The 13,990-nt window shown below is 31.9% G+C and carries 8 protein-coding genes; 1 reads left to right on the top strand and 7 read right to left on the bottom strand.

All coding sequences use genetic code 11. The features are described from left to right. Positions 1-44 precede the first annotated feature (44 nt). From GQR97_RS06585 to GQR97_RS06605, 5 genes are all read right to left on the bottom strand, one after another. The gene (locus tag GQR97_RS06585; protein ID WP_158846677.1) at positions 45-764 is read right to left on the bottom strand and encodes an NUDIX hydrolase; all 720 of its coding nucleotides are present in this window, start codon (positions 762-764) and stop codon (positions 45-47) included. A gap of 92 nt (positions 765-856) precedes the next feature. After that, positions 857-1,705, bottom strand: coding sequence for an alpha/beta hydrolase family protein (locus GQR97_RS06590; RefSeq protein ID WP_158846679.1), 849 nt, complete (start codon positions 1,703-1,705; stop codon positions 857-859). A gap of 1 nt (position 1,706) precedes the next feature. Continuing rightward, positions 1,707-4,466 carry a PD-(D/E)XK nuclease family protein gene (locus GQR97_RS06595; protein WP_158851629.1) on the bottom strand — a complete coding sequence of 920 codons (2,760 nt, stop codon included), beginning with the start codon at positions 4,464-4,466 and terminating at the stop codon, positions 1,707-1,709. An 81-nt stretch (positions 4,467-4,547) separates the two neighbouring features. Next, the gene (locus GQR97_RS06600) at positions 4,548-5,942 is read right to left on the bottom strand and encodes an OmpA family protein (protein ID WP_158846681.1); all 1,395 of its coding nucleotides are present in this window, start codon (positions 5,940-5,942) and stop codon (positions 4,548-4,550) included. A 435-nt stretch (positions 5,943-6,377) separates the two neighbouring features. Further along, a complete protein-coding gene (locus tag GQR97_RS06605; RefSeq protein WP_158846683.1) occupies positions 6,378-9,518 on the bottom strand; it encodes a UvrD-helicase domain-containing protein in 3,141 nt (1,046 codons plus the stop codon). A 125-nt stretch (positions 9,519-9,643) separates the two neighbouring features. Here GQR97_RS06605 and GQR97_RS06610 point away from each other — a divergent pair, with 125 nt between their 5' ends. After that, a complete protein-coding gene (locus tag GQR97_RS06610) occupies positions 9,644-10,252 on the top strand; it encodes a superoxide dismutase (RefSeq protein WP_158846685.1) in 609 nt (202 codons plus the stop codon). Positions 10,253-10,917: 665 nt separating this feature from the next. Here the strand turns inward: GQR97_RS06610 and GQR97_RS06615 are convergent. Both GQR97_RS06615 and GQR97_RS06620 read right to left on the bottom strand, forming a co-directional pair. Then, entirely contained in the window at positions 10,918-12,816 is a 1,899-nt protein-coding gene (locus tag GQR97_RS06615; RefSeq protein ID WP_158846687.1) for an amidophosphoribosyltransferase, read from the bottom strand. Positions 12,817-12,955: 139 nt separating this feature from the next. Continuing rightward, positions 12,956-13,882 (bottom strand): PfkB family carbohydrate kinase, encoded by a 927-nt coding sequence (locus GQR97_RS06620; protein WP_158846689.1) that lies wholly within the window; start codon positions 13,880-13,882, stop codon positions 12,956-12,958. Positions 13,883-13,990: the final 108 nt, after the last annotated feature.

A 13,990-nucleotide genomic window follows, 5' to 3' on the forward strand; every position in this document is an offset into this window, starting at 1 on the left:
GTTTGAAAAAGGTTGAGCATTTATCGCTCGGCCTTTTTTTATGTTCAATTTTTGAACAACGAAAAATTAAACCCTTTTTGTTCTAACCTTTTATATTTTGTATAATCGAATTTATAAAGGAAAGCTCCTTTTTTAGAACCCGATTTATCTTTTTCATTTAAAGGAATAAGCAATTTTAGAGACATTAATTTTTTTCTGAAATTCCGAGTATCTAATGTTTTCTGAAAAATAGCTTCATATAAATTTTGAAACTGCGGAATAGTAAATTTTTTAGGTAGTAATTCAAATCCAATTGGGTAAAATCTAGCTTTTCGACGTAATCTATTTAGTGCATCTTCAATCATTAAATCATGATCTAAAACTAAATTAGGGAGTTTATCAACCTCATACCAAATGGCATCGTGTTTTGCAACCAATTCCTTATCGTAATCATCAATGCGAATTAGTGCATAGTGTGCTATAGAAATACAGCGAGCACCAGGATCTCGATCAATATTAGAGTAGGTCTTTAACTCTTCCATAAAGATGTTCTCTAAGCCTGTAATTTCCTTTAAAACACGACGAGCAGCTTCATTTGCAGCCTCATCAGGCTTTACAAAACTTCCAATTAAAGATAAAGTGCCTTTAAAAGGTTCCACGCGTCTTTCAAAAACTAATAGTTTTAAAATACCGTTATCAAACCCAAAAATGATGCAATCGGTTGCAACATAGATTCGCATTTCGGGTGCATAAATATCATTTAACGGTAAATTACTGTTATCCATAAAAACAAAAGTAAAAAATAGCTTTAATTAAAAGGGGTTAAATAGAATATTTAAAGATTTTTGCTAATAGAATTAACTCAAATCTTAAGGTTTTATATTGAATTTTTTATAAACGACACCGCACATTCAACAACATTTTTAAGTTCTTTCGGCAGAACATTGCTTTCCCAAGGATGTTTTGTATTAAAAACATGATTGGCATTTTTAATAATTTCTAATTCGCTTTTAGGATTCCATTTATGCAAGTGTTCAGCTTCGTCAATTAAAACGCTAGTATCGTTATTACCATGAATAATTAAATGCGGAATTTTTAAGTTTGAAACGGCGCGCTTTATCGTAAGTCGTTCTTCATTTTTAATGAAATCTTCATAAAACTGATAAAAATGTGGCATTTGTTGTTTTGTTCGGCCGTTTAAAACATATTTTACACCTGTGTTTTTCCAATCATCCAAATCGCCAATGGTTGCTGTTCGTTTGCCTAAATCGCAAACACCTGCTAAACTAATCACAGTTTTAATTCGAGGATCTTCTTCGGCTTTAATAGCAACAATTCCGCCACCTCTGCTGTGTCCAATTAAGTTTATTGCATTTAGACGCCCAATCGATTTAATGGTTTCGTTTTCGTTAGTCCAATTAATAACCGATTCCAAATCGTCTAACTCTATAGTGTAATTGTTATTTCCAAAAGCTTCCAAATCAGGGAAGTCTATGGGCTGCTCCATAGTACCGCCATTATGGGAAAAATTGAATTTTATAAAGCAAAAGCCAGCTTCTGCGAAAGCGTTTGCCATTAAATTCCAAGCACCCCAGTCCTTAAAACCTTTGTAACCATGGCAAAAAATAATTATTGGTAAATTAGATTTTTCTGAATCAAAAGTTATATCAATTAAAATTGGCTTTTCGTGTTTGCCGTCAATAATAAAATTGTCGTTTGCTATCATATTAAACTTCTTTTTCGGTGAATGGAATATTTGGATTGCATATTTCTAAAATTAAAGTTTTTAATTCAACATAGAAATTATCGAGTGTTTCTTGAGTAATTAATGCATCTTTTTTAGCGCCATTTCCTGACTTATCTTTTTTAGAAAACTTTAAAAATCCAGCTTTCAAGTTTTTAAATGAAATAATACCGGCTTCTACCGGAAGCGTAATTTCATTAGATAAGAACATCATATAAGCATAGGTTAACACCTGAAAGCTTTTGCTGTATTTGGTATAATCGGTAGTGATGTCTTCCCAGTTTACAATTTCAACTTTATTGGCATCAACACGGCCTGTTTTGTAATCTACAATTCTAGTTACACCGTTATATTCGTCTACACGATCTACTTTTCCTGTAAGTTTTACAGGGAAATCGAGTTCTGGAATTTCGATTAAAACATTATTGTTTGATTCTATTTTGATTATTTTTATTTCATTCCCGGCCTTTAAATCTTCAATTTCTAAATCTAAAAAGTTTGAAACATAACGTTTTGCAATTTCATAAATAATAAGATTTTTGCCTTTAGTGATATCTCCTTCTTTAAATTCGTTTTTAAAATGAAAGGTTACTTTTTCGTTAATTTTTGTTTTTAATTTCTTAATAGTTTCAACCGATAAAAATGTATTTACCAAAGGTTTGTAAAAATCTTCGAGGGTATTGTGTACAACGGTTCCTAATGTGTTGGCTGCAACTGTTTCTTCAACTTCATCGTGTTCTTTGATTTTTAAAATTTTCTGATAATAAAAATCTATCGGATTCCTTATATAATTAGTAAGGGAAGAAGGGGAAAAACCTTTTGCAGCTATTTCTTTTAATCTATTTTGGGAATCTTCAGTTTTGGCTACAACCTTTAATTCGGGAGAAATTACCGGTACGTGTGGCGCTATTATTTCGTGGTGAATGTTATGTATATTTTCTAGCTCTAGTTGAGTTATAAAACGGCTTTTTTCACCACCAGTAAGTGCATCAGCTTCTGTGTTGTAAAGTATATAGACATTTTTAGCACGCTGTAGTAAACGATAAAAGTGATAGGTGTAAACCGCATCTTTTTCTTTATAAGTGGGTAGTTTATTTTCTATCTTAACATCAAATGGAATAAATGAATTGTTGCTTTTTCCTGATGGTAATATACCTTCGTTAACCGATGAAATAATTACAGTTTCAAAATCTAGCACCCGAGACTCTAACATACCCATAATTTGTAAACCCTGCAGTGGTTCGCCTTGGAAATCTAGTGTTTCAGAGCTTAATAATTCTTTGTAAACACCAAATAAGGTCGAAATATCTTTAATGTGGTGATATTCGGAATTTAACAAAGAAAGGGAATTAAATAATTCATTAAAGCGAAACAAGTATTCTAGCGAGAGTAAATTCGCTTCTTTGTTTTCATCTAAATGATTTTTTATTTTTGAAATAATTTGGCTAGAGTTTTTTAATGCTAAATCTATAGATGTATTCCAGTTAGAAAACAATAAATCTAAGATATCATTCGATGGGTTCTTTATCTCTTTTAAACGTGCAACTGTAAGATAAACTAAGTTATTGGAATCTATAGTTTCAATTATTTTAGCGGCATAATCAACATTATCACTATAGAATAATGGACGAATAAACTGATGAGATAACACCTTTACAATATCTTTAAAATAAAAAGTGTTGCCAGAGCTTTTATGAATATGAAATAAACTTTCAAATAGTGATGCTAGTGGAATTGATTTTAACGGGAATCCCATTGTAATATTGAGCGCATCTACTGCTGGTGGTATTGAATTTAATACGGGAATTAATAAGTTTTCATCTCCTAAAACTACCGCGGTGCTTTGTAACGATTTAGTTTCGGCTTCAATGTTTTTTAAAAGTGTACCAATATATTTAGCTTGCCCGATATTTTTTGGAACACCATAAATATTTATGTTTTTTTCTTTTGAATAGTTCTCGGTAATCCACTCGAAGGGTTCTTTTTCAAAGTATTTCCAATTTTTTTTATGTTGTCTTGTAAAAAGTGCTGCATCGTGTTTTGGATTATTGATAAACACGCTATCAATATCCCAATAAACCTTCGCTAAGCTACTTTTTAATAGTTTTTGTATAATGGTCTCCTCAGCTGTGTTTAACGCGTTAAAACCTAAAAAAACGTGATGTTTATTTGAGTTGTTATTTATGTATGTATCACAGTTTTCTGCAGCTTTACGGTAAATTAAACCTTGATAGCCAATCTCTTTATCTAAAAGTTGTTTGGTAAAGTGGATGTAGTATTTATAAAGCTTATTCCAGAACTGTAAATATTTTTTAACAAAGTCTGTTTGGTTCGCTTCTACCGACCAATGTGTCAATTCTTGAATATCGCTTAAATAGTTAAATATGTTTTCCTGAGGTATCAGGTAACGATCTATTTCATTAAAATCTTGAAGTAATATTTGGGCCCATTTAGAAAAGGATTCAAAACTATCTTGATCTTCCTTATTAGTAAGTGCTAAATAGCTATTGTAGAATTCGAAAAGTAACTCGGTATTCGATGTGGTTTTAAGTCCAGATAAATCTTCAACAAACTCTTCGATACTAATGATATCTGGAACGAATATAGTTTCTTGTATAACATGGACTAATTGATGTTTTAAAAAGAGACCGGCTCTTTTACTCGGTAAAACAAAAGTGATTTCAGAAAGATTGTAGTTGTTCTTTTTTAAATCGTTTAAAACATCAAAAATGAAAGTTGTTATCATTTTATAAAAATAAAAAACGCTTCGGATATCCGAAGCGTTTTTTGTAAACTTATTTTATTTAAAGTTAACTATATCTAATTACTTAGCTAAGTTAATTTCAACACGTCTGTTATTTGCTCTACCAGCTCTAGTTTTGTTAGAGTCGATTGGTTTAGATTCACCATAACCAAGTGCAGATAATCTAAATGCATCGATACCGTTTTGAATTAAGTATTCTTTTACAGAATTAGCTCTAGAATCAGATAATCTTTGGTTTAATTTATCGCTACCAACACTATCAGTATGACCTTCAACTGTAAATTTAGAAGTTGGGTATTCTTTTAAGATATTGATGATATCAGTCAATACAGCAGAAGATTGTGCTTTGATTGAAGATTTACCAGTATCAAATAAGATAGTTTTAGCATACTCATTCAATTGTTTTTGAACAGCAGCAGTAACTTCTGGGCAACCATTATTTGCAACAGTACCTTTTACTTCAGGACATTTATCATCTTTGTCTAAAACACCATCACCATCAGTATCAGTGTAAGGACATCCTTTGTTAGCTGCAGGACCTGCAACATCTGGACATTTATCATCAGCATCAGTAACACCGTCACCGTCAGCATCAGGACATCCACCTAAAGATTTTAAACCTGCAACAGTTGGGCAGTTATCATCTTTATCAGCAACACCGTCACCGTCAGAATCAGGACAACCGTTAAATTCAGCAGTACCTGCTTCGTTTGGACAATCATCTTTGCTATCTTCGATACCATCGCCGTCAGTATCAGGACAACCGTTGAAAGCTTCTAAACCAGCAACATCTGGACAAGCATCATCTTTATCAAATATACCATCACCGTCAGTATCAGTTCCACCAAATTTGATAGAGATACCAGCAGAATGTTGGAAATGAGAATCTAAGTAATCTTCAAACGCATGTTTGTAAGATGTTTGAACTGTTAAACCGATGTTATCGTTAAACCAAACGTTTAAACCGATAGTACCATTTAAAGTACCAGCACCAATTTCATCAATCCAAGTGTATCCACCACCAATTCCTGCGAAAGGATCAATTGTAGTGTTTTCTAAAAAGTTATATTTAATTGTACCATCAACACCGTAGTATGATAAATCATCAACGCTATTTTCTACATCTGGGTTAGAACTAATATCTCCCCATTTTTCAATTTTATTTAAAGAACCAGTAACTCCAAAAGAGAAACCATCGCTTAAATATTTAGATACCGAAATAGTAGATAAAGAAGGTAAAATGTTCCAGTGATCAGAAGCATTAGCGAACTCATCTGCGAAAGAGTCACTCGCGAAACCACCTCCAGTAAAAAGACTACCGTCTCCAGAAGGATAAGCATCAACTGCGTTTACACCAATGGTGATTTGCCAAGGGTTGTTTTTGTCTTGCGCATTAGCGTTGCTATAACATAGTACAAGCAACATAGCGAACAATAATCTGCTAAGATTTTTCATATTCAAAATTTTAAATTTTAAGTGTTAATTGTGAACAAAAGTAAGTTGTTATATCTTATTAACAAAGACAAATATATAAAAAATAGTTAGACACGTGTATTTCGTCGATTGTTCAAGTCTTTTTTTATCAAATTTAACAGTTATGTATAACGTGTCGTTGCCGTATTAACATTGTCTCGCCTTGTTTTGGAGTGTTTAATCATTCAAATTTTACTTTTTTAAAGTTTTATAAAAAAAAGCAGTGAATTTTCTTTTTTTTCAGCAAAATGCGATAGTTTGAGACAGTTAAGCGTTTGGAATTTGCAACAAAAGAAGGCGTTATTGTCTTTTTTAAGAATAAAATATTTTTCTTTGTAAGAAATTACATTTAGATTAAGTGTGCTGCTATTTTTAACAATTTAACACCCTTAATTCATGTGTAATTTAACAGTTTTTCTAAAAATAAAGTTCTTTAATATTAATTTCTTGGTTAATATATATAAGGAATTTCTGTTTAACAGAGAAATTCATGCTTTCTAAAATATCTTGATAAACCTGAAGTTGTTGTTCATGTTTTTTGTCTTCAATACCAGTTTTGTAGTCTAAAATTACGGCTTCTTTATTTGCATTTACAACTACGCGGTCTGGACGTAAAATAACACCTTCTTTCGTTATAATGTCTCGCTCATTATATATGGTATTGCTTTTTGTAAAAAATGTAGCGAGTTTTTTGTGATTTACGATTTCAAAAACTAGCGGTTTAAGCTCAAAAGCTTGCTCTTGATTTATAGTGGACGATGAAACAAAATCCTTAATAACACTGTCAACATCATCTTTTGTTTCAATGTGCGACATAATATCATGTATTAAATTCCCTTTTTCAATTGCTTCCTCTTGGTTGGTATCCCAAAGAAAACCAGATTTGGTAACAACTTTTATGTTGTGATGTTCTTTTGAGGTTGAAATAAACTCGTGTTGAATATTAGTTTCTTTTGAAGTTGAAGTTTCCTTTGATGTTTTTGTAATGTCGCCAAAACTGTAAATCAATTCACTATCGTTCCAAAGATTGCAATGTTGTAAATAATTGATAAGTAAGCCGGAATATTTTTTAGATTTTGCCTCTTCTTTCAAAGCGCTATCGTTTTTCGATATAATATATAGTTGTTCTACTGGGCGTGTAAGTGCAACGTAAAGCAAATTAATATTATCCAATTCTTGCTCTGCTTTATGGTTCTCAAATATTTGCTGGCCTTGTTCTCCAAAGAACTCAAAATCTTTATTGAAATTTAAAAGCGTATGCGAAAACCCATTATATTTTTCTTTATCAATTTCCAACCATTCTTTAGGTTCTATTTCTCGGTAAATATCCATATCTGCATACGGAAAGATAACTACCGGAAATTCTAGACCTTTAGATTTATGTATGGTCATTATTTGCACAGCATCTTGCCCTTTCGGGGAAATAATACTCAGGTTTTCCTTTTTCTTGTCGAAATATTCTACAAAGGCCGAAATATCCGATCCTTTTTTCTGTGAAAAGTCTAAAACAATATCTAAATAAAACTGCACATAAGCGTTTGATGTTTTTACTAAATTGAAACTTCTAACAATAGTTTCAGCTAAATCATAAAGTGGTAATTGCAATAAAGTTTCACTATTTATTGAAATATTGAAGGCTTCAAAGCTCTTGAAAAAATCTGAAATATTAAGCGTAATATGATTTGCGAAGAAGCCATGTTTGTCTTCAATGTTAAAAAGCTTCGCTAAATAATCCAAAATCTCCATTTTAAGCTCATCATTTTTAGGCTGCATTAAATAGCCTAAAACGGCATTTGTAAAAACCACTTCAGGAGCATTGTTGATTAGTAAAGTTTCCGATGATATAATCGGGATATTTTGCTGACTTAAATAATTTGCAACTGCTACACCTTCCTTTTTCTTTCTAACTAAAACGCAGATGTCTTCTAGTTTATAACCGTTTACTAAGCAGTTTTTTATGTTTTCGTGTACTTTTTTTGGGAAAACATCGTCTTTATCATCTTCTTTTTCAAAATCTAGAAAAGAGATTTCAACATAACCTGTTTGATCTTTTTTTATGTTTTGACTTGCGTTTTCATATAAATCTTTATAATCTTCTTTTTTAAAAATTTGACTCGAAAGAAACTTAAAAAAACTATTATTGAAACCAACAATTTCTTTGAAGCTTCGGTAATTGTCTGGTAAATTGTCTACCAGTTGTTCGATTGGAAATGGATGACTTTTTTTGTTAAACAAATCTATAAATTGTTCTGCTTTACCACCACGCCATCTGTAAATAGCTTGCTTTGCATCACCAACTATCATGGTGCTACCGTTTTCGGAGGCTACTGAGTTTTCGAGTAACGGAATTAAATTACTCCATTGGCTTTCGGAAGTATCTTGAAATTCATCAATAAAATAATGATTAAACTTTTCACCAATACGCTCATAAATAAATGGTGTAGGTTGGTTTTTAATTTCTTTGCTAATAATGCTATTAAATTCTGAAATCAGCATTTTGTTTTGATCCTCTTTAAGTAAAGTAAGTTCTGTGTTTATAGCATTTAAAACAGATAGTGGTGTGATGTTTTTATAAAAAGCTTTCAAAAATTTATGGTTAAATACCGCTTGCTTAGTTATGTTGAAAACGAGGTTTATCTGTGGTTGTAAACTATCAATAATTCCGGCTATTTCTGCCGTAACTCGTTTTGGGTACAATGTGCCGTTTTCAAGATTTTCTTGCCACTTATTCCCAAAGGCGACATTTAGATTGTTGTTGGCTAGTTTTTCAAAATGTTTTGGTAAATATCCGCTAGTAAAATCTTTAAATTCTAGTCCAGATGCTTCAAGCTGTACTAAAAATTGTTTTGCTTTTTCTGCAATAAAGGCTTCTTCTTGTATGATATCTTTTTTTAGCTGATTTTTCAGTGTTTTAAAATCTTCTAAAGTTTTATCTTTTATTTTTTCAAAAAAAGGGATATCGTTTTCATTAACCAATAGTTTGGCTATTTTATTAAAATCGAAAGCTACATCGTAACTTTTATCGTCGTCTGTCTTTTCAATAGCAAAATCCACCAATACCTTGGTAAGTATATCATCGGTTCCTGCTTTAGAAATTAGGCTGTCTACGGCTTCCCTTAAAAGAGAATCTTGGTCCAATTCAACCTCAAAATTTAATGGTAATTTTAAATCGTGTGCAAAAGTTCTAATCAATTTATGGGTAAAACCATCTATGGTAGAAATATCGAAAGCAGCGTAATTATGTATTATACTTTCTAAAAGTGTAATAGCTTTATTATGAAGTTGTTCTGGTTTTAAATCTAATTCGCTACAAATTGATGAAAACATGGCATTGTCAGATTTCAGAATTTTTTCACTCGAAAATTCCTTTAAAGTATCTATAATGCGGCCTTTCATTTCTGCAACCGCTTTATTTGTAAAAGTAATTGCTAAAATATTCTTAAATAAATAAGGTTTATTTGAACTAAATAGGATTTTTAAATAGGCTTTTACTAGGGTGAATGTTTTTCCGCTGCCCGCTGAGGCGTTGTAAATAGTAAAAGGTTGGTTGCTTTGCATGAATTTTAATTTGCATACAAGATAAAAACTATCGATGAGTTGATAACAATTTATTATTTTTAATTAACCTGATTTATGTGTAGATTTGAAATAAATTAAATATTAATTAAATAAAAATAAAAATTATGGCTTTTGAATTACCAGAATTAGGGTACGCTTACGACGCTTTAGAACCACATATGGATGCACGTACTATGGAAATACACCATACTAAGCACCACCAAGGATATACAAATAATTTAAATAATGCTATTGCAGGATCCGATTTAGAAGGGAAATCTATTGAAGATATTCTTACAAATTTAGATATGGATAATGCAGCGGTTAGAAATAATGGAGGTGGGTTTTTTAACCACTCTTTATTTTGGAGTGTAATGAATCCTGAAGATAAAGGATATTTATCTGGAGAATTAAAAGATGCTATAGATGCAACTTTTGGATCTAAAGATGAATTTATTGCTGAGTTCAGTAAAGCAGCAGCTACTCGTTTTGGATCTGGTTGGGCATGGTTATGTGTTCATAAAGGAGGGAAGCTAGAAATCTGTTCTACGCCAAACCAAGATAACCCATTAATGCCAGGTGTAACTTGTGAAGGAACTCCAATTTTAGGTTTAGATGTTTGGGAACATGCATATTACTTAAACTACCAAAACCGTCGTCCAGATTATATTAAAGCATTTTTTAGTGTTGTTAACTGGAATGAAGTTGAAAAACGTTATGCTGAAGCAAAGTAAGTAAATAACATATAATATTTTATAAAGCCGTTTCTGTTAAAGGAGACGGTTTTTTTTTTAATAATTTCTATTCGGAAATTTAATAGATTTTATCTTCGGAAAAATATGACGATGAAATCTAGCTTGATCGTTACTTGATTAAGATTTGTAGAATGTATTTGTTTAGTTGAAGAAACAGTACCATTAGGCCTTTATATGAAAGTAGAATATAAGGGGGGTAAAAGGAGTTGATTCTACTTGAAGTTTATTTAAAGAAAATGCGAGATTTTATAAAATGAAAAAGGTGAACAGATGTTCACCTTTTTGCCCCAAATCTACCATGAACTTAACCTACTTATGTTATGGTGAGACAAATATATGTTTGTATACTTAGTTACTAAAATTTCTTAGTTAAACTACTGATATATTGGTTTAAGAGTTATATTAATTATTGTTGGGGTTTAATCGAAAATAAATTAGAAACGAAAATATTGTGCATAAAAAAAGGCGAACAGATGTTCGCCTTTTTTTGCCCCAAATCTACCATGAACTTAACCTACTTATGTTATGGTGAGACTAATTTATGTGTATTTGCCGTAAATTTGTTATATTTTAGATGAAATACATTTTTTTAGGGTGAAATACATTTTTCGTAATTAAATTTAAGAAAAACGATAATTTAAAAATTAATACGCACGTTCATTATTGCCTTCGTAAAAATTGATAAATGCACGATTAACTACACGGTTTCCGCCATTGGTTGGGTAGTCTCCTGTAAAATACCAGTCTCCTAAATGTTCCGGGCAAGCTTTGTGTAAATTATCAACCGATTGGAAAATAACTTTAACTTCTGCTTTCATACTATCGTCGCTTAACAACTCTGATATTTTATCTGAAATCTGCTCATCTGTAAACGGATCGTAAACTTCTTTTACAAAGTTTTGTACGTGCTTATCTTTCAAATCAGTTTGCTCTATACATTTTTTGTAAACATCTTCGATAATATGATACTTATTGTTGTCTTTTAACAACGCTAAAGCAGCTTGAAAAGCAACTAAACTTTCTAAGTTTGCCATATCAATTCCATAACAATCTGGATAACGGATTTGTGGAGCCGATGATACAACAATTATTTTTTTAGGATTTAAACGATCTAGCATTTTTAAGATACTTTTCTTTAAAGTGGTACCTCTTACAATACTATCGTCAATAATTACCAAATTATCGGTTGGCTTTATAACCCCGTAAGTTACATCGTAAACATGAGCTACTAAATCATCACGACTGCTATCCTCCGTAATAAACGTTCTTAACTTTACGTCTTTAATTGCTATTTTTTCAACACGAGCACGTTCTGATAAAATTTCGGTTACTTCTTCTGCTGAAATAGAGCGTTTTCCGTTTAAAATAGCATCCGTTTTCTTTTTATTAATATAGTCTTCTGCAGTTTCAATCATCCCGAAAAACGATGTTTCGGCAGTATTTGGAATAAAAGAGAATACCGTGTTTTTTGTATCGTTATCAATAGCTTTTAAAACCTTCGGCATAAGTAATCTACCAAGCATTTTACGTTCTTGATAAATTTCGGCATCACTACCTCTTGAGAAATAAATACGCTCGAATGAACAAGATTTACGCTCTAAAGGCTCTAATATTTGTTTCAATCTAAATTCTCCAGATTTTTTGATAATAATAGCTTGTCCTGGTTCTAGTTCCTTAACATCTTCAAACTTCACATTAAATACGGTTTGAATTACTGGACGTTCTGAAGCTACAACAACAATTTCATCATCTTGATAATAGTAAGCTGGTCGAATTCCTGCTGGATCACGTAAAACAAAAGCATCACCATGGCCAATAAGTCCAGCCATAGCATAACCACCATCCCAACTTTTAGCAGCACGTTTTAAAATTTTACCAACTTTTAAACGTTCAGCAATTAAAGGAGAAGCTTGTTGTTTATTATAACCTTCTTTTTTTAAATCACGATATATTTTACTAACTGCATCATCAAGAAAATGACCAATTTTTTCCATTATAGTAATGGTGTCAGTATATTCTTTTGGATGTTGCCCTAATTCAATCAAGCTATTGAATAATTCTTTTACATTAGTCATGTTAAAGTTTCCGGCCATAATAAGGTTACGGTGCATCCAGTTGTTTTGTCTTAAAAATGGATGTACACTTTCGACACTGTTTTTTCCGAAAGTTCCATAACGCACATGTCCAAGTAACACTTCGCCAATATAAGGAAGGTTCTTTTTTTGCGCAGCCACATCATTCATATATTCCGGGTGTGCTTTAAACTCGGCATTAACACGGTCGTTTATTTGAGCAAAAATGTCCTGAATAGGTTGCTGAGCAATAGAACGTACTCTACTAATGTAGCGTTCACCTGGTTTTGTATCTAATTTAATACTTGCAAGCCCAGCTCCGTCTTGACCACGGTTGTGCTGCTTTTCCATCATTAAATACATTTTATTTACGCCATAAAATGCGCTACCGTATTTTTCCTTGTAAAATTCTAACGGTTTTAATAGTCTAATAACTGCTATTCCACATTCGTGTTTTAGGGCATCACTCATAGTCTAAATGTTTTCGCTTTGTTCTTTAAGTTCACTTTAAAAATAAATTTTTTAATTTCTCATCTGATAACTATCAGGCTTTGTGAGAATAACAATATCTGTTAAACTAAAAACGCGCCCAAATTTTGAGCGCGTTAGTTTATGTTAATTCTATTTCAAATTGCGTTAAATGCTTAAACTGCATCAGTCGTTGTTGTACTTCGCTATGCGATAGATTTTCCATGCGTTCTGTGCCAAATTTCTCGACACAAAAAGAAGCTAGGGCAGAGCCATAAATAACAGCATTTTTCATGTTTTCAAAAGATACATCGCCTGTTTTTGCTAAATAACCTGCAAAGCCACCTGCAAAGGTGTCTCCGGCTCCTGTTGGATCAAATACTTCTGCTAATGGTAAAGCTGGTGCATAAAACATTTGTTCGTTATGAAATAATAATGCGCCATGTTCTCCTTTTTTAATAACCACATATTTTGGTCCCATTTCATGAATTTTTTGCGCTGCAACAACTAACGAGTATTCGCCAGTTAATTGTCGTGCTTCTTCATCATTAATGGTAATCACATCAATACGTTTTATTACATTGTGTAAATCTTGGAGTGCAATATCCATCCAAAAATTCATAGTATCTAGAATTACTAATTTTGGTTTAGTAGTCATTTGATCTAATACACTAGATTGGACGAGTGGGTGTAAGTTTCCTAACATAACCACTTCGGCATCCTTATAGTTTTCTGGAACAATAGGATTGAAGTCTTCTAAAGTATTTAGCTCAGTGACTAAAGTGTCGCGAGAATTCATATCGTTATGATATTTTCCGCTCCAAAAGAATGTTTTGCCTTCTTTCACTATTTCAATACCCGAAATATCGATATTTTTACTAGAAAGTAAGTCTAAATATTTTTGTTCAAAATCGCCACCAACAATAGATACAATGGCAGAGTCTACATCAAAATTAGATGCAGATAAGCCGATGTACGTACCAGCGCCACCTAAAATTTTATCGGTTTTACCGAATGGCGTTTCAATAGCATCATAAGCTACTGTGCCAACTATTACTAATTTACCCATGAAAGTTCTTGATAATTTTCTGCAAATATATGGTTTTTTTAAGCACCATTTCCCTAATAAATTGTTAGAATTTACGTGTTTTAAATTCTTAATTTATTGGGTGTTTAT

Origin of the sequence: Algibacter sp. L1A34 (genome assembly GCF_009796805.1) — a bacterium.
Classification (GTDB): Bacteria; Bacteroidota; Bacteroidia; order Flavobacteriales; family Flavobacteriaceae; genus Algibacter.

Bases quoted from the DNA above. Each gene is read 5' to 3' on its own strand.
- GQR97_RS06615 (WP_158846687.1), bottom strand. From the start codon at position 12,816: ATGAGTGATGCCCTAAAACACGAATGTGGAATAGCAGTTATTAGACTA.
- GQR97_RS06620 (WP_158846689.1), bottom strand. From the start codon at position 13,882: ATGGGTAAATTAGTAATAGTTGGCACAGTAGCTTATGATGCTATTGAA.
- GQR97_RS06590 (WP_158846679.1), bottom strand. From the start codon at position 1,705: ATGATAGCAAACGACAATTTTATTATTGACGGCAAACACGAAAAGCCA.
- GQR97_RS06585 (WP_158846677.1), bottom strand. From the start codon at position 764: ATGGATAACAGTAATTTACCGTTAAATGATATTTATGCACCCGAAATG.
- GQR97_RS06610 (WP_158846685.1), top strand. From the start codon at position 9,644: ATGGCTTTTGAATTACCAGAATTAGGGTACGCTTACGACGCTTTAGAA.
- GQR97_RS06600 (WP_158846681.1), bottom strand. From the start codon at position 5,942: ATGAAAAATCTTAGCAGATTATTGTTCGCTATGTTGCTTGTACTATGT.
- GQR97_RS06605 (WP_158846683.1), bottom strand. From the start codon at position 9,518: ATGCAAAGCAACCAACCTTTTACTATTTACAACGCCTCAGCGGGCAGC.